We start from the raw sequence: 17,276 nt of genomic DNA on the forward strand, positions 1-17,276 counted from the left end.
GATCATGAGGGTCGAACGAACGGCGCGCGCCCTGCTGTGCGCCGGCTCTCTCGCCGTCGCCGTGGCCGGTCCCCCGGCGCGGGCGGCCGGGACGGGGCTGGATGCCGGCGCTGCCGTCTCGGGGTTCGGGCAACACACGCACAACGCGGCCGGTCTCGCCATCCTGATCGGCCTGACGGTGTTCGCCACCATCGTGGCCCTGCTGCACATGCGCGAGCGCGGCCGCTGGACCCGGCGCGAGCGCGACCTCGTGACCGAGCTGTCGGCCCTGCGCGAGTCCCACGACCGCGCCGAAATGCTCCTGAACGCCGAGCGTCAGGTCCTCATCACCTGGTCGGGCCGCGGTGCGCCGACCATCGAGGGCGATCTCGGCCTCATCGATGGCCGGCGCGCGCCCGGCGACGCCGATCCTGGCCTGCCCGGCTTCGAGACCTGGCTGCATGCGGTCGACGCCGACGCCCTGAACACGGCCGTCGAGGCGCTGCGCGCCCGCGGCGCCGGCTTCCGCCTGAGCCTGCGCACCCAGTCGGGCCGCTTCATCGACGCGCACGGGCAGGCCCTGTCCGGCCGCGCGATCCTGCGCCTGCGCGAGACGACCGACGAGAAGCGCGAACTCATCGACCTGCGCCTCACCCTGTACGAGGCCAAGCGCGGCCTCTCGGCGCTCGGCAGTCTCCTGGACGCGATCCCGCATCCGGTCTGGCGCCGCAACCGCGACGGGGCGCTCGCCTGGGTCAACCTCGCCTACGTCGCGGCGGTGGAGGGGGGCACCCGGGAGCACGCCCTCGAGGCCGGCGTCGAACTCCTCGACCGGCAGGCCCGGGACCTCATCGCCCGCGACGAATCCGGCCGCCTGGCCACCGGGGGGCGCGTCCCGCATCGTCTCTCCGCCGTGGTGGCGGGCGGCCGGCGGACCCTCGACGTCACCGAGAGCGCCATCGAGACCGGCCGCGTCGGCATCGCCGTCGACGTCTCGGAGCTCGAGAGCGTCCGCGCCGACCTGCAGCGGCAGATGGATGCCAACGTCCGCACCCTCGACCAGCTGCCCACCGCCGTGGCGATGTTCGACGCCCGCCAGCGCCTGATCTTCCACAACGCCGCCTACCGCCAGCTCTGGGACCTCGACCCGGCCTTCCTCGACGGCCGCCCCCTCGACGGCGAGATCCTCGACCGGCTGCGCGCCGCCCGGAAGCTGCCCGAGCAGGCCGACTTCAAGTCCTGGAAGGCCGACGTGCTCGCCGCCTACCGCGCCGTGGAGGCCAACGAGGCCTGGTGGTACCTGCCCGACGGGCGCTCGCTGCGCGTCGTCGCCGATCCCAACCCCCAGGGCGGCCTGACCTACCTGTTCGACGACGTCTCGGAGAACATGAAGCTCGAATCCCGCTACAACGCGCTGATGCGGGTCCAGGCCGAGACCCTCGACACCCTGAAGGAGCCCGTGGCGGTGTTCGGCGCCGACGGCCGGCTGACCTTCGCCAACCGTGCCTTCGCGACCCTGTGGCGCCTCGATCCCGAGACCCTGCGCGAGCGCCCCCGGGTCGATGCCGTCATCGCCGCCTGCCAGACCCTCTCGCCCGACGAAGACCCGTGGATCGACATCCGCGGCGCCATCACCGGCCTGGAAAGCCGCGCCGGCCTGACCTGCCGCCTGGAGATCGTCGACGGCACCGTGCTCGACTGCGCCGCCCAACCGCTGCCCGAGGGCGCGACGCTGCTCACCCTCATCGACGTTACCGCCAGCGTGAACGTGGAGCGCGCGCTCACCGACAAGAACGACGCCCTGGAGCGGACCTCGCAGCTGCGCGACACTTTCGTGAACCACGTCTCCTACGAGCTGCGCTCGCCGCTCACCAACATCATCGGCTTCACCCAGCTCCTCGGCGACGAGACGGTGGGCGCCCTGAACGAGCGCCAGCGCGAGTATTCCGGCCACATCATGCGCTCGTCGGGCGCGCTGCTCGTGATGATCAACGACATCCTCGATCTCGCCTCCATCGATGCGGGCTCCCTCGAGCTCACCCGCGAGGTGGTCGACGTCCGCGCCACCGTCGATGCCGCCGTGCGCGGGCTGGAGGACAGGCTCGCCGATTCCGCCATCGCCCTCGATCTCGACGTGCCCGACGACGTCGGCACCTTCGTGGCCGACGGCAAGCGCGTCCGCCAGATCCTGTTCAACCTCCTGTCGAACGCCGTCGGTTTCTCGGCGCCGGGCCAGCAGGTCCGCGTGGAGGTCCGCCGCAACGCCTCGGAACTGACCCTGGCGGTGGCCGACCAGGGGCAGGGCATGCCGCCCGACGTCGCCGCGCGGGTCTTCGACCGCTTCGAGAGCCACACCCTCGGTACCCGCCATCGCGGCGTCGGCCTCGGCCTGTCGATCGTGCGCTCCTTCGTGGAACTGCATGGCGGACGCGTCGGCCTGGACTCGGCCCCCGGCGCCGGCACCCGCGTCACCTGCACCTTCCCGATCACCGAGCCGACCGCGCGGCGGGATGCCGCCGAGTAGGTGCGTCGGACGGGGGCGTCCCCATGGAGCCTTCGGTCCGTCCGCGATTTGGTTAAGGATGCTCCGGTATGACAGCGGGGCTCCGCGCGATCCGGGTCCGGCCGGGGCGGCGCACGGCCATGGAGGAGTTGGGCGTTGAACGAGGATGGTGCCGACACGCCCCAGCGTGAGGTGAAATCGGCCTGGGAGATCATGCTGCCGGAGGAGAGCGCCACCGAGGATCTCGGCCGCTTCCTCGCGGGGCTCCTCGTGCCGGGGGACATCGTCGCCCTGTCCGGCGGCCTCGGCGGCGGCAAGACCACCCTCGCGCGCGCGCTGATCCGGGAACTCGTGGGCGACCCGGACCTCGACGTGCCGAGCCCGACCTTCACGCTGATCCAGCCCTACGAGGCCGCCGACGGGCGGGCCATCGTGCATGCCGACCTCTACCGCCTGCGCAGCCCCGACGAACTCGTCGAGCTCGGCTTCGACGAGATGGCCGAGACCGCCATCACCCTGGTGGAGTGGCCCGAGCGCCTGGGACACCGCGACGCGCCGATGCTGACCGTCGACCTGTCCCTGCGGGCCGAGTTCGGGGACGGGGCGCGCTTCGCCCGCATCGACGGCAGCGGCGGCATGGCCGCCCGGCTCAAGCGGGCGCGCGCGCTGCGCCTCCTCCTCGTCCGCAGCGGCTGGGACGAGGCCGCCCGCGTCAACATGCAGGGCGACGCCTCCTCGCGGGCCTACGAGCGGCTCGTGAAGCCGGACGGCAAGACCGCCGTGCTGATGATCTCGCCGCCCCGCGCCGACGGCCCCCCGGTCCGCAACGGCCGCCCCTACAGCGCCATCGTCAAGCTCGCCGAGAGCGTGCACGCCTTCGTCGGCATGGATCGCGGCCTGCGCGCCCTCGGGTTCTCGGCGCCCCGCATCTACGGCGAGGACCTCGCCGAGGGTCTGTTGATCCTGGAGGATCTCGGCACCGAACCGGTGGTCGACGCCAACGGGCCGCGCCCGGAGCGTTACGCCGAGGCGGTGCGCCTCCTGGCCAAGCTCCACGCCACCGAGCTGCCGGGCGTCCTCCCCGTGGCCGACGGCATCGACCACGTGCTGCCGCCCTACGACCTCGAAGCCCTGGTGTTCGAGACCGAACTGCTGCCCGACTGGTACTGCCCGGCGATCCGGGGGGGCGAGCTGCCCCACGCGGCCCGGTCCGAATTCGTGGCCCTGTGGGCGGAGGTGCTCGACAGCATCAAGCCCGACCGCCCGACCTGGACCCTGCGGGACTACCACTCGCCGAACCTGATCTGGCTGCCCGAGCGCGAGGGGCTGGAGCGCATCGGCGTCATCGACTTCCAGGATGCGGTTCTCGGCCATCCGGCCTACGACGTCGCCTCGCTCCTCCAGGACGCTCGGGTGGACGCGACCGCCGAGTTCGAGCTGCGCCTCCTCGGCCTCTACGTGCGCGAGCGCCGGGCCCGCGAGCCCGAATTCGACATGCAGGCCTTCGCCCGGGCCTACGCGGTGCTGGCCGCCCAGCGCGCCACCAAGATCCTCGGCATCTTCGCCCGCCTCGACCGGCGCGACGGCAAGCCGGCCTACCTCGCGCACCTGCCGCGCATCGAGGGCTACCTCGCGCGCAACCTCAACCACCCGGCCCTGACCCATCTGCGCCTCTGGCACGAGGCGCACCTGCCGCACCTCGTGCCGAAGGCCGGGGGCGAGCCGGCCGAGGGCGGCTGAAGACCCGCGATGCCCGCGGGGAGGCTGCCGGAGGGCGGCCGCGCCCGCCCGAGACCTCTCCGACGAGACGAACGCCATGTCCGACACAGCCCCCATCACCCGCGCCTTCGTCCTCGCGGCGGGCCTCGGCAAGCGCATGCGCCCGATCACCGCGACGGTGCCCAAGCCCCTGGTGGAGGTGGCCGGCCGGGCGCTCCTCGACCACGCCCTCGACCGGGCGGCGGAGGGCGGCATCACCGAGGCGGTGGTCAACGTCCACTACCTCGCCGACCTGATCGAGGGGCACGTGGGCAAGCGCCGGACCGCCCCGGCGATCGTGCTCTCGGACGAGCGCGACGCCCTGCTGGAGACCGGTGGCGGCGTGAAGAAGGCCCTGCCGCTCCTCGGCGAGGACCCGTTCGTGGTCTTCAACGCCGACTCGTTCTGGCTGGAGGGCCCGGAGTCGAATCTCGGCCGCCTCATCGCCGCCTGGGACCCGGCGGCGATGGACATCCTCCTCCTCGTCGCCCCGACCGCGACGAGCCTCGGCTACGAGGGCAACGGCGACTTCGCGATGGATTCGTCCGGGGCCCTGGAGCGACGGGGCGAGCGCGAGGTGGCGCCGTTCATCTATGCCGGCGTCGCCATCCTGAAGCCCGGCCTGTTCGCCGGGACCCCGGAAGGGGCCTTCTCCCTCAACCTCCTGTTCGACCGGGCCATCGCGGCCGGCCGCCTGCATGGCCTTCGCCTCGACGGGCAATGGCTCCACGTCGGCACGCCGGAGGCGATCACGGCCGCCGAGGCCCGGGTGAAGTCCACGGCGCCGACGCTCTGAGCGCAGGTCGGCGATTCCGCGGGGCATCGCATTCCCGGGCCGGGGATTTGGTGGCATGGAGGGTGGGATGCCGACCTCAGACGTCCCGACCGCCCAGGTCTTCTCGATCCCGCCCGGCGCGCCCTTCCTGCCGACCCTCGCCGACGCCCTGATTTCGGGGCGCCTCGTGGGCGCGATCGGCGACGACCCCTTCGCGCTCGCCTCCGTCACCCTCTACCTGCCGACCCAGAGGGCGGTGCGGGCGCTGGCCGCGATCCTCGCCGCGCGGCTCGGTCACGCCGCCCTGCTGCCCCGGATGGTCCCCCTTGGCGAGGCCGACGAGGCGGAGCTGGATCTCGCCGCCAACCCGCTCCTCGAGAACGGCCCCGACCGTCTCGCCCCGGCGATGCCGCCCCTGGAGCGCCGCCTCATCCTCGCCCGCCTCGTCCAGGGCTGGGCCGAGGCGGTGGACCGCACGCTGCTGCCCATCGACGACGACGTGCCCTTCCTGGTGCCGTCCTCCCCCGCCGACGCGATCGGGCTCGCCGCGGACCTCGAACGCCTCATGGACGCGCTCACCGTCGAGGGGCTGCCCTGGGACGAGATCGGCGGCGCCGTGGAGGCCGAGTACTCGCGCTATTTCGGCCTGACCCTGGATTTCGTGAGGATCGCCGCCGAGGCCTGGCCCGGGATCCTCGCCGAGCGCGGGATGAGCGACCCGGTCTCGCGCTCGCGCCGCCTCGTCCTGGCCGAAGCCGACCGGCTGATGCGGGATCGGCCCGCCGACCCGGTGATCGTGGCGGGCTCCACCGGCTCCGTGCCGGCCACCGCAAAGCTGATCGCCGCGGTGGCCGGGTTGCCCCGCGGCGCCGTGGTTCTGCCGGGCCTCGACTCCGAGCTCGACGGCGATGGCTGGGACGCCATCGAGACCGGCGAGGGCTTTTCGCGCGAGATCGCCCACGGCCATCCGCAGGCGGTCCTGCATCGCCTCCTCGGTCCGGCCGGTCTCGACCGCGACCGGGCGCAGGTGGCGACCCTCGGAGAGACGTCCGCCGAGTCCCACGCCCGCTTCGGGCTGCTGTCGCAGGCCCTGCGCCCGGCCGAGACCACCGAGGCCTGGGCCGCCCTGGACCCTGCCGACCGCGCGCGGCTGGCGGAGGAGGGCCTGCGGGGCCTCGCCGTGGTCGAGGCCAGCGACGAGCGGGAAGAGGCGCTGATCATCGCCATCGCCCTGCGCGAGACCCTGGAAAGGCCGGGCGCGACCGCGGCTCTGGTGACTCCGGACCGCGCCCTGGCCCTGCGCGTCGCGGCCGAACTCGCCCGTTGGGGCATCGTCGCGGAGGATTCCGGCGGCGAGGCCCTGTCGCGCAGCCGGGCCGGGCGCCTGGCGCGGCTCGCCGCCGAGGTCGCCGCCGATCTCCAGCCGGCCCGGCTGATCACGCTCCTGTCCCATCCCTATGTCCGCCTCGGCCTGCCGCGCAGCGACGTGGTCCGGGCCGCCGCCGCCCTGGAGATCGGCACCCTGCGCGGGCCCGCCCCGGCGCCGGGCTTCGCCGGGTTGCGGCAGGCCCTGGCCGACCAGCGCAGCGCCACCGGGCGACGGCCCCGCGCCAAGCGCCGCCTGACCGAGCGCGACTGGGACCTCGCCGCCGGACTCCTGGACCGGCTGCAGGAGGCCTTCGACGGCTTCCTCGAGGCCGATCACCGCGACGTCGGCAACCTCGTCGCCTATGCCGCCTGCCACCGCGCCACCTTCGACCGGCTGATCGACGCGGCCGAGGGCGAGGCCGTCGACGACGCCTCGCTCGGCGTGCTCGACACCCTCTTCGACGACCTCGAGATGGCCGAACCCGGCCTGCTGCCCGGCCGCTTCGGCGACTACCCCGCCTTCTTCACGGCGCTCGCCCGCGAGCGGCTGGTGGCCTGCAGCGACGGGCGCCCGCATCCGCGCCTGCGCATCCTCGGCCTGCTGGAGGCGCGGCTGATGAGCGTCGACCGGGTCGTGCTCGGCGGCCTCGACGAGGGCGTCTGGCCGATGAAGACGACCACCGACGCCTTCCTCAACCGGCCCATGCGCGAGCGCATCGGCCTCAACCCGCCCGAGCGCCGGATCGGCCAGAGCGCCCACGACTTCGTCCAGGCCCTCGGCCACCACGACGCCCTCATCACCCGGGCGGCCAAGCGCGAAGGCGCACCGACCGTGCCGTCGCGCTTCCTGCAGCGCCTGCGCGCCTTCACGGGCGACGCCGGCTGGAACCGGGCGTTGGCCGCCGGGCGCCGCTTCTCGGCCTACGCCGCCGCCCTCGACCAGGGTACCGGCCCGGCGCAGGCCCGTCTCAAGCAGCCCCGTCCGAAGCCGGATCCGGCCCTGTTCCCGCGGTCCCTGAGCGTCACCGAGGTCGAGACCCTGGTGCGCGACCCCTACGTGATCTTCGCCCGGCACGTCCTCGGCCTCGATCCGCTGGATCCGGTGGCGGCCGAGCCGGGGGCCGCCGACCGCGGCACGCTGATCCACGAGATTCTCGGAGATTTCGCCGAGCGCTACCCGGATTCCCTTCCGGACGGCACCTTGGCAGCAGAGGTCTTGGCCGGCATGGCGGCGAACGCCTTTGCGTCGATCAACGATACCTACCCTTCGCTGTACGCGGAATGGTGGCCCCGCTTCGTGAGGTTGTCGGAAGAATATCTCGCATGGGAGGGTGAGCGCCGGGCGCAGCTGGGCCGGGTGCACCCGGAAATCTCCGGCAAATGGGTGATCCCGATGGGCACCGAGACCTTCATCCTGCGGGCGCGGGCCGACCGGATCGAGCGGCGCCGCGACGGCGGGGCCTGCATCGTCGACTTCAAGACCGGGCTGCCGCCGAGCAACAAGGAGGTCTTCGCCGGGTTCTCCCCCCAGCTCACCCTGGAGGCGGCGATGCTCATGGCCGGGGCCTTCGACGGCTTCCCCGCCACCACGCTGACGCCGGACCTCCTCTACGTCCACGCCTCGGGCGGCCGCAAACCCTTCGAGCCCCTGGCGGTGAAGCCGCCGCGGGGCGACGAGCGCGAGGTCGCCGCCATCGTGGCCGAGCACGTCGCCCGCTTCCGCGGCCTCGTCGCCCGCTTCCTCACGGGCGAGGCCGCCTACACCTCCCGACCCTACCCGAAATACGCCAAGTCCTACGGCGACTACGACCACCTCGCCCGGGTGCTCGAATGGTCGCTCGGCGGCGAGGGGGAGGGCTGAAGGACCGCGCGGGACAAGCCGGATTTCGCTCTTGACCGATATCGCCCGCAATATCATCTTGAGAAGATGATCGTCGTCGATGCCAACGTCGTGCTCGGCGCGCTGCGATCCCGCAACGGCGCATCCCACGCCGTGCTGCGGGGGCTGCTCACCCGCCGGTTTTCGTTCGCGCTCTCGCCCGCGATGGTGTTCGAGTACGAGGATGTCCTCAAACGTCCGGGGCTGCTGGGGCCTACGCCCTGGATCGAAGAGGCCGGGATCGACACGATCCTGGACGCCCTGTGCGCGACCGCGGTCCTGACCCTGCCCTGGTTCCGCTTCAGGCCGTTCCTGGATGATCCGAAGGATGATCTCTACGTCGAATGCGCCCTGGCCGCCGGAGCCGAATTGATCCTGACCCACGATCGCCACTTCCGAAAGCCGGTCCTGTCGGCTTTCGGTCTTCGGGCGATGACCCCGCAAGCCTACCTGACCCGCTGACAGATACGAGGATGGGCCATGCCGAACTTCGCACTCCGCCTGCCCGACCACGTCATGTCCCAGGCCAAGACGGCCGCTGACGAGGACAACGTCTCCATCAACCAGTTGCTCGTCGCCTTCATCGCGGAGGGCCTCGGGCACCGTCGCGGCCTGAAGGCGCTCCAGGCGCGGGCCGAGCGCGCCGACGTGGAGGCGGCCCTGGCCCTGCTCGACGGGGCCCCCGACGTCCCCCCCGAGGCGAAGGACCGGATGAGGTCGGATCGATGAGCGCGGCGACCGTCCGAGAAACCTTCGTCGTCGACGACCTCACCAAGGCAGCGCAGCGCCAGGCCGCCGATCCGCGCGCCTCGGCCTGGGTCTCGGCCAATGCCGGCGCGGGCAAGACCAAGGTCCTCACCGACCGGGTGGTGCGCCTGCTCCTCGACGGGGCGCCGCCCGCCCGCATCCTCTGCCTCACCTTCACCAAGGCGGCGGCGGCCAACATGTCGATCCGGGTGTTCCGGGTCCTCGGCCGCTGGGTGACGCTGGACGACGCCGCCCTCTCGGCCGAACTCACGGAACTCACGGGGGAGCGCCCCGCCCGCAAGACCCTGCAGGTCGCCCGGCGGCTGTTCGCTCGCGCGGTGGAGACGCCGGGCGGCCTGAAGATCGAGACCCTGCACGCCCTCTGCGAGCGCCTGCTGCACATGTTCCCCTTCGAGGCGAACGTGCCGGCACGCTTCGTGGTGCTGGACGAGACCCAGGCCGGGGAGGCCTTCCGGATCGAGACCGGCAACGTGCTCGCCGATGCCATCGGCGGCGGGCATCGGCCTCTCGGCGAGGCCCTCGCCGTCGTCGGCCCCGAGGCGACGGGGGACGCCCTGCGCAAGGCGATCCGCAGCGCCATGCGGGCCCGCGACGTGCTCGACAGCCGCGTCGGCCTCGACGGCCCCTTCGCCGCGCTGGCCGACACCCTCGGCGTCCGGCCCGGCGACAGCGCGGCGGCGATCGAGGCACGGATGCTGGACGGGGGCTTGGGCGATCTCACCGCGTTCGCCGGCCGCCTGCGCACCGGCAAGGCCACCGACGACGGCATCGCCGACAGGCTGCTCGCGGTGGCCGCGGCGGCCGCGCCCGCCGAGGCCCTGGAGACTTACCTCGGGGTCTTCTTCACCAAGGAGGGCGCCCCGAAGGCCGACAGGAGCCTCGGCACCAAGGCTGTGCCGGAGGATGCCAAGCAGGCCCTGTGCGACGAGCGCGACCGCCTGGAGCCGCTGCGGGACGCCCTGCGCGGCGTGCGCGCCCTGGAACGCACCCGCGCGCTCTTCACCCTCGCGGGCGAGATCCACCGCCGGGTCGAAGCCCAGAAGGCCCGCCTCGGCGCCCTCGACTTCGACGACCTGATCCACAAGACCCTGGACCTCCTCGGCCGGGTGGATTCCACCTGGGTGCTGTACAAGCTCGACCGCGGCGTCGACCACGTGCTCATCGACGAGGCGCAGGACACCAACCCGCACCAGTGGGAGATCCTGCGCCGCATCACCGCCGAGTTCGCCTCCGGCGAGGGCGCCCGCGAGGTCGCCCGGACCCGCTTCGCCGTCGGCGACCCCAAGCAGTCGATCTACAGCTTCCAGGGGGCCGAGCCCCGCGAGTTCGAGACCACCCGGCGCGCCTGGCAGCGGGCGGCGGCCGGCGCCGACCTCGCTTTCGAGGACGTCCACCTGAACCTGTCGTTCCGCTCGGCCGGCGGGGTCCTGCGGGCCGTGGACGCCACCTTCGCGATCCCCGAGCACTACGAGGGCCTGTCCTTCGAGGACGCGGCCGTCGGCACCACCCACAGCACCGCCCGGGTCACGGCGCCCGGCACCGTCGAACTCTGGCCCATCGAGGAGCCGGCGGACGAGCCCGAGCCCGATGCCTGGGCCGCCCCCGTCGACGCGCCGGAGACCAACGCGCCGGCCATCGTCACCGCACGCCGGGTCGCCCGGGCGGCCCTGACCTGGATCACCGCCGGCGACGAGACCGGCCGGGTCTGGCGCCCCGGCGACATCCTGATCCTGGTGCGCAAGCGCTCGGCGGCCTTCGAGGAGGTCATCCGCGCCATGAAGGCCCTCGGGGTGCCCGTCGCCGGCCAGGACCGCCTCGACATCGCCGCCCACATCGCCGTCAACGACCTCGTGGCGGTGGGCCGCGCCGGCCTCCTGCCGGCCGACGACCTGACCCTCGCCGGCGCGTTGAAGACGCCCCTGGTCGGACTCGACGACGACGACCTCGTGCGCATCGCCGGACGGCGCGACCTCGACGAAACCCTCGAGGATTCCCTCGCGCGCCATGCGGCGGCCGGCGACCCCGCGGCGATCCGCGGCCACGCGGCCCTCACATCCTGGATCACCCTCGCGGCCTGCGAGGGCCCGTTCGGATTCTACGCCGCGCTGCTCGGGGCTCGCGGCGGCCGCCGCGCCCTGGTCTCCCGCCTCGGCGGCGAGGCCGGCGACGCCATCGACGTCTTCCTGATGACGGCGGCCCAGGCCGAGCAGGCGCCCGACGCGCCCTCGCTCGGCGGGTTCCTCGCCCGCTACGACACCGTTCCGGGGCGCGGAGAGGGCGGCCACACGGTCAAGCGCGATCTCGATTCCGGCCGCGACGAGGTCCGGGTGATGACGGTGCACGGGGCGAAGGGGCTGGAGGCCCCGGTGGTCGTCGTCATCGACGGCTGCGAGGCCCTGGGGCGCAACGACCCGCCGCTCCTGCCGCTCGTGCCGGGGGCACAGCGGTTCGGCCACGGCGCCGCGCTGCTGCCGCCGGTCTGGGCCGGGGCCAAGGCCGGCGACTGCGAGGCCGTGACCCAGGCCCGCGCCACCCTGCAATCCCGGGCCCGCGAAGAGCACAACCGCCTCCTCTATGTGGCGATGACCCGTGCCGCCGACCGCCTCGTCATCGCGCCCTATCGCGGGCACGAGGCCCCGAGCGAGGCCGCCTGGTGCGAGATGGTCCGCACCGGCCTGGAACGGTCCTTCGGTCTCGGGGAGGTCCTGGAGACCCCCCACGGCCCCGCCACCCTGTGGCGCGACGGCGGCGCGGCGGAGCCGGCGGCCCCGTCCCCCTCCGCCGCGGAGAGGCCGCCGGACCTGCCGGCCTGGCTGGAGGCCCCCGTCCCGGCCGAGGTCGAGGCCGCCCCTCCGGTGACGCCGTCCGGCGCCCTCGGGGCCGCCGACACCCGCCGCCAGCCGGGCCAGCGGCAGGCCGACAGCGAGGCGCGCCGGCGCGGGACCCTGATCCATTCCCTGGTGGAGCACCTGCCGCGGATCGACCCGGCCCAGCGGGAGGCCGCCGCGACCGCCTTCGTGCGCGCCCGTGCACCCGGATTCGACCGTGCCAAGCAGGACGGCATCGTGGCCGCGACCCTGCACCTGTTCGCGGAGCCCGACCTGGCGCTGCTCTTCGCGCCGGAGGCACGGGCCGAGGTGACGCTGTCGGGGCGGGTCGTGGTCGGTGGCGTCTCGCGCCCGGTCTTCGGTCGTGTCGACCGCCTGGCCATCGCCCCGGACACGGTCTGGGTCGCGGACTTCAAGACGGGCCGGCCCCCGCGGGACGGGGCGCCTCTGCCGCGCGCGGAAGCCGGGCAGATCGCTCTCTATGCCGCACTCCTGGCGGAGATCTACCCGCGCCACCGCGTGGTGCCGATGCTGGTCTGGACCTCGGGACCCGTCATCCGCCGGCTCGATGCCGACGCCGTCGCGGCCGCCCTCGACGCGCTGGCGCAGAGGGCAGCGTGAGCCCGAGAGTCTGTCAGGTTCATCCTGAACCGGACAGACTCCCTAATCCTTTCTCAGCGTGAGTCTTTTCCGGGTAACCGGTTCCCCCTTATCCCTGACACACGCTACCGCCGCCCGCCGGCGGCCCGCTTCTGCGGCGCCGACGTGCCCGAATCCTCCTCGAAGAGTTCGGCGAGCTTTTCCGTCATGGCGCCGCCCAGTTCCTCGGCGTCGATGATCGTCACGGCGCGGCGGTAGTAGCGCGTCACGTCGTGGCCGATGCCGATGGCCAGCAGTTCCACCGGCGAACGGGTCTCGATGTCCTCGATCATCCAGCGCAGGTGGCGCTCGAGGTAGTTGCCGGGATTGACCGATAGGGTCGAGTCGTCGACCGGCGCGCCATCCGAGATCACCATCAGGATCTTGCGCTGCTCGGGCCGGGCCAGCAGGCGCTTGTGCGCCCAGTCCAGCGCCTCGCCGTCGATGTTCTCCTTGAGCAGGCCCTCGCGCATCATCAGCCCGAGGTTCTTGCGCGCCCGGCGCCAGGGCGCGTCGGCGCTCTTGTAGACGATGTGGCGCAGGTCGTTGAGGCGCCCCGGCGTGTTCGGCTTGCCGCCGGCGAGCCACGCCTCGCGCGACTGTCCGCCCTTCCAGGCGCGCGTGGTGAAGCCCAGGATCTCGACCTTGACGCCGCAGCGCTCGAGGGTCCGCGCCAGGATGTCGGCGCAGGTCGCCGCCACCGTGATCGGGCGCCCGCGCATCGAGCCGGAATTGTCCAGCAGGAGCGTCACCACGGTATCGCGGAAATTCGTGTCCTTCTCGCGCTTGAAGGAAAGCGGCTGGAACGGGTCGGTGACCACGCGTACGAGGCGGGCGGGATCGAGCTGGCCCTCTTCGAGGTCGAAGTCCCAGGCCCGGTTCTGCTGGGCCAGGAGCCGGCGCTGCAGCCGGTTGGCGAGGCGCCCGACCACGCCCTGGAGATGGGCGAGCTGCTTGTCGAGATAGGTCCGCAGGCGCGCCAGCTCTTCGGCGTCGCAGAGGTCCTCGGCGTGGATGATCTCGTCGAAGCGCGGGTTGAAGACCTTGTATTCCGGCCCGCGCGGCTCGTTCGCCCGCTGCGACGGCGGCCGCCAGGCCTCCGACGCTTCCTCGGATTCGGCGTTCTCGGCCTCGTCGGGCAATTCGCCCGAGGGCGCATCGGCGGCCTCGGTGGCGCCCTCCTGCAACTCGTCGGAGGCCTCCTGCGAGGTCTCCATCTCGGAGCGGTCGCCCTGGGACTGCTCCTCGGCTTCGCCCTCGCTCGGGGTCTGCTCGTCGTCCTGGGCCTCGTTGTCGTCCTCGTTCTCGTCGTCCTCGGGATCGAACGGCGTCTCGTCCGCCATGTCGAGGGAACTGAGGAGGTCGCGAACCGAGCGGGCGAAGGCGCGCTGGTTCTCGATCGAGCCGATCAGCCCGTCGAGGTTGGGGCCGGCCTTCTCCTCGATGTGGGTGCGCCAGAGGTCGACGATCTTGCGGGCCGCCTCCGGGGGCGCCGCACCGGTCAGGCGCTCGCGCACCATCAGGGCGACGGCATCCTCCATCGGCGCGTCGGCCCGGTCGGTGATGTCCTCGTACTTGCCGCCGCGATGGTAGCGGTCCTCCAGCATCGCCGAGAGGTTGGCGGCGACGCCGGACATGCGGCGTGAGCCGATCGCCTCGACGCGGGCCTGCTCGACCGCGTCGAAGACCGCCCGGGCGCCGGCATTCTCCGGCGCCAGCCGGCGATGCACCGCCACGTCGTGGCAGCCGAGCCGCAGGGCCATCGAGTCGGCGTTCCCGCGCAGGATCGCGACGTCTTCCGGCGTCAGCTTGCGCGGCGGTTCGGGGAGGCGCGCCTTATCACCCGTCAGTGCTGGGCGGTCGCTGGCATAGACCACCTCGATCTCGGAGCGCTTGGCGATGGCGCGCAGGCAGCCCGCCACCGAGCGCTTGAGCGGTTCAGCGACGGGCTCGCGCCGGTCGCCGGGCTTGCGGTTGGAGATCGACATGCGGGTCGACGGTTTCCTCGAAACGGACGGGAGGGGGTCAGCTCAGGGCGACGTTCGAGGCGCTTTCGGGCAGGTCCTTGCCGAAGGCGCGCTGGTAGAACTCCGCCACGAGGGTGCGCTCCAGCTCGTCGCACTTGTTGAGGAAGGTCACCCGGAAGGCGAAGCCGATATCCTGGAAGATGTCGGCGTTCTCGGCCCAGGTGATCACCGTGCGGGGGCTCATGACCGTGGAGAGGTCGCCGTTCATGAACGCGTTGCGGGTCAGGTCCGCCACGCGCACCATGCGGTTGACGATGTCCCGGCCGCCGTCGCGCTGGTAGTGCGCCGCCTTCGACAGCACGATGTCGACCTCGCGGTCATGGGCGAGGTAGTTCAGGGTGGTGACGATCGACCAGCGGTCCATCTGGCCCTGGTTGATCTGCTGGGTGCCGTGATAGAGGCCGGACGTATCGCCGAGGCCCACCGTGTTGGCGGTGGCGAAGAGGCGGAAGGCCGGGTGCGGGCGGATCACGCGCTTCTGGTCGAGCAGCGTCAGGCGGCCCGAGAGTTCCAGCACGCGCTGGATCACGAACATCACGTCGGGGCGGCCGGCATCGTACTCGTCGAAGACCAGGGCGACGTTGTTCTGCAGCGCCCAGGGCAGGATGCCGTCCTGGAAGGCCGTGACCTGCTTTCCGTCCTGCAGCACGATCGCGTCCTTGCCGACGAGGTCGATGCGCGAGACGTGGCTGTCGAGGTTGATCCGGATGCAGGGCCAGTTGAGGCGTGCCGCGACCTGCTCGATATGGGTGGACTTGCCGGTGCCGTGATAGCCCGTGACCATCACGCGCCGGTTGCGGGCGAAGCCCGCCAGGATCGCCAGGGTGGTCTCCCGGTCGAAGATGTAGTCCGGATCGAGGTCCGGCACGTGCTCCTCGCTCTGCGAGAAGGCCGGGACCCGGAGATCGAGGTCGATGCCGAAGGCTTCTCGGACGGAGACTTCCCGGTCGGGAAGCGAGGCGGGCGAGACGTCAGAAAGCATAAGGACCTCGTCGGGGCGCGGGTGCCGCGGGGGTGTCACGGAACACGCGGGCTATGTCGGACTTCGGGGTCTCGCGGCTCGGGGACGATGAGCCGCGCGCGACCGCCATCTAAAGGTCGGCGCCGGGCGGCGCCAAGGGGTGTCGGGACTGCATATAGGGCCTCACGCGGCAATTGCCGCCCCATCCTGAGCAGGGGAGACCCAGAAAACGTGCATCGATCGTGCCGGAACCTCGGGCCGGCGTCGATCGCCGCGTCAGCAGAGGCCGGCGGCGCGCAGGGCATCGTGCGCCCGGATGATGTCGCGCAGACGCTCCTCGAACGAGCGGTCGCCGCCATTGGCGTCGGGGTGGAAGCGTTTCACCAGGGTCTTGTACTGCGCCTTGATGGCCGCCGAATCCGCGTTCTCGTCGAGGCCGAGTACGTCGAGAGCCTTGAGGGTCGCCGCCGAGTGCCGGGGTCGGCGCGGCTCGGGTGCGGCCTTGCGCCGGGCGGTCTCGCCGACGCCCTCGGCCCGCAGGATGTCCAGGGGATCGACATAGGCCCAATCGCGCTTCGGCGCCGCCTTGCCGCGCTCCCCCGCGGTGGCCGGGTTCACGCCCATCGCCCAGGTCGGGCGATGCCCGATGATGGCGTCCTTCTGGAAGGCCTGCACGGCCGCATCGTTCATGCCGTCGAAGTAATTGTACGTGGCGTTGTAGGCGCGCACGTGATCCATGCAGAAACGCCAGTACTGCCCCTCCGCCTTGCGGCCCTTGGGCGCGCGGTAGAGGCCGGGGTTCTTGCACCCGGGCGTCTCGCAGGTCTGGGCTGCGGCCGTCTTCGGCTCGTCGCAGGACGGCTTGATGCGGATGCTGTCGAACAGGGGCGAGTTGAGATCCATGATGGGGCGATTATGAGGGGGTGGGTCGGAGACACAAGAGCGGCGGGCCTGATGCCGCATGCGGTGTTCGGGGGTTGACGCGTGAGACCGGACGCCGGCGCTTGACCGCAGTCCAAAAACGAGGAGACGCCCGCGATGACCGAGACCGTGACCCTGAAGGACTGGATCACCGACACGCTCCGGGTGCAACTGGCGCCGCAGGACTTGGCGGTGATCGACGAATCGCACCTGCATGCGGGCCATTCGGGAGCGCGGCCCGAAGGAGAGACGCACTTCCGATTGGACGTGGTCGCGGCCGCCTTCGAGGGCAAGAGCCGCGTCGAACGTCATCGCCTTGTCAACGCCGCCCTCGAGCCGGCCTTCCAGCGCGGACTCCACGCCCTGGCGGTGCGCGCCCGCACGCCCGCCGAAGCAGCCTGAACGCGGCGACCTGATCCCAGATCCTGCGAGAGATTCCGCCGTGGCCCTTCAATGCACGCCCCACATCGCCATCGACGAGGCGGAGCTGGAGGAAACCTTCGTGCGTGCATCCGGCCCCGGCGGACAGAACGTCAACAAGCTCTCGACGGCGGTGCAGTTGCGCTTCGACGCCCGGCGCTCGGCCGCCCTGCCGGACGCGGTGGCCGTCCGCCTGATGCGGCTGGCGGGGCGGCGCCTCACCGTCGACGGGGTGATCGTGATCAGCGCCCAGCGCTTCCGGACCCAGGACCGCAACCGGGCCGATGCCCGCGAGCGGCTGGCCGAACTCGTGGCCGAGGCGGCGGTGCCGCCGACGCCCCGGCGCGCCACGCGCCCGACGCTGGCCTCGAAGAAGCGCCGCCTCGACGAGAAGTCGAAGCGGAGCGCCACCAAGCGCCTGCGCGGCAGCGGCCTGGATTAGGGGCCGCG

General features: G+C 72.3%; 12 protein-coding genes. 9 read left to right on the plus strand and 3 right to left on the minus strand.

Annotation, left to right across the window (positions count from 1 at the left end):
- Positions 1 to 4: 4 nt before the first annotated feature.
- The 7 genes from ASF18_RS14870 (at position 5) to addA (ending at position 12,479) form a co-directional block, all read left to right on the plus strand.
- On the plus strand, positions 5 to 2,503 hold the full coding sequence (locus ASF18_RS14870; protein WP_056352875.1) for a PAS domain-containing sensor histidine kinase: 2,499 nt from the start codon (positions 5 to 7) through the stop codon (positions 2,501 to 2,503).
- Between the two features lie 192 nt (positions 2,504 to 2,695).
- On the plus strand, positions 2,696 to 4,222 hold the full coding sequence (gene tsaE, locus ASF18_RS14875) for a tRNA (adenosine(37)-N6)-threonylcarbamoyltransferase complex ATPase subunit type 1 TsaE (RefSeq protein WP_082487612.1): 1,527 nt from the start codon (positions 2,696 to 2,698) through the stop codon (positions 4,220 to 4,222).
- 76 nt (positions 4,223 to 4,298) lie between these two features.
- Positions 4,299 to 5,036 (plus strand): nucleotidyltransferase family protein, encoded by a 738-nt coding sequence (locus tag ASF18_RS14880; RefSeq protein WP_056275476.1) that lies wholly within the window; start codon positions 4,299 to 4,301, stop codon positions 5,034 to 5,036.
- Positions 5,037 to 5,103: 67 nt separating this feature from the next.
- The gene (gene addB / locus ASF18_RS14885; protein ID WP_056352877.1) at positions 5,104 to 8,244 is read left to right on the plus strand and encodes a double-strand break repair protein AddB; all 3,141 of its coding nucleotides are present in this window, start codon (positions 5,104 to 5,106) and stop codon (positions 8,242 to 8,244) included.
- Between the two features lie 66 nt (positions 8,245 to 8,310).
- The gene (locus ASF18_RS14890) at positions 8,311 to 8,724 is read left to right on the plus strand and encodes a PIN domain-containing protein (RefSeq protein ID WP_056275480.1); all 414 of its coding nucleotides are present in this window, start codon (positions 8,311 to 8,313) and stop codon (positions 8,722 to 8,724) included.
- Between the two features lie 18 nt (positions 8,725 to 8,742).
- Positions 8,743 to 8,991 (plus strand): hypothetical protein, encoded by a 249-nt coding sequence (locus ASF18_RS14895; RefSeq protein WP_056275483.1) that lies wholly within the window; start codon positions 8,743 to 8,745, stop codon positions 8,989 to 8,991.
- Entirely contained in the window at positions 8,988 to 12,479 is a 3,492-nt protein-coding gene (gene addA, locus ASF18_RS14900) for a double-strand break repair helicase AddA (RefSeq protein ID WP_056352608.1), read from the plus strand. The genes ASF18_RS14895 and addA overlap by 4 nt, the downstream gene beginning before the upstream one ends.
- A 104-nt stretch (positions 12,480 to 12,583) precedes the next feature.
- Here the strand turns inward: addA and cobT are convergent, their stop codons facing one another.
- The 3 genes from cobT to ASF18_RS14915 all read right to left on the minus strand — a co-directional run bounded on the left by cobT (position 12,584) and on the right by ASF18_RS14915 (position 16,388).
- On the minus strand, positions 12,584 to 14,485 hold the full coding sequence (gene cobT / locus ASF18_RS14905) for a cobaltochelatase subunit CobT (RefSeq protein WP_056275490.1): 1,902 nt from the start codon (positions 14,483 to 14,485) through the stop codon (positions 12,584 to 12,586).
- 37 nt (positions 14,486 to 14,522) lie between these two features.
- A complete protein-coding gene (cobS, locus tag ASF18_RS14910; protein WP_056214992.1) occupies positions 14,523 to 15,506 on the minus strand; it encodes a cobaltochelatase subunit CobS in 984 nt (327 codons plus the stop codon).
- A gap of 255 nt (positions 15,507 to 15,761) precedes the next feature.
- Positions 15,762 to 16,388, minus strand: coding sequence for a DnaJ domain-containing protein (locus ASF18_RS14915; protein ID WP_056214996.1), 627 nt, complete (start codon positions 16,386 to 16,388; stop codon positions 15,762 to 15,764).
- 135 nt (positions 16,389 to 16,523) lie between these two features.
- Between ASF18_RS14915 and ASF18_RS14920 the strand changes: the two genes are divergently transcribed.
- Both ASF18_RS14920 and arfB read left to right on the plus strand, forming a co-directional pair.
- Positions 16,524 to 16,808, plus strand: coding sequence for a BolA family protein (locus ASF18_RS14920; RefSeq protein WP_056215000.1), 285 nt, complete (start codon positions 16,524 to 16,526; stop codon positions 16,806 to 16,808).
- Between the two features lie 40 nt (positions 16,809 to 16,848).
- Positions 16,849 to 17,268, plus strand: a complete 420-nt coding sequence (gene arfB, locus ASF18_RS14925; protein WP_056215003.1) for an alternative ribosome rescue aminoacyl-tRNA hydrolase ArfB — start codon at positions 16,849 to 16,851, stop codon at positions 17,266 to 17,268.
- The last annotated feature ends 8 nt before the right edge of the window (positions 17,269 to 17,276 follow it).

This window comes from Methylobacterium sp. Leaf89 (assembly GCF_001422215.1).
Classification (GTDB): domain Bacteria; phylum Pseudomonadota; class Alphaproteobacteria; order Rhizobiales; family Beijerinckiaceae; genus Methylobacterium.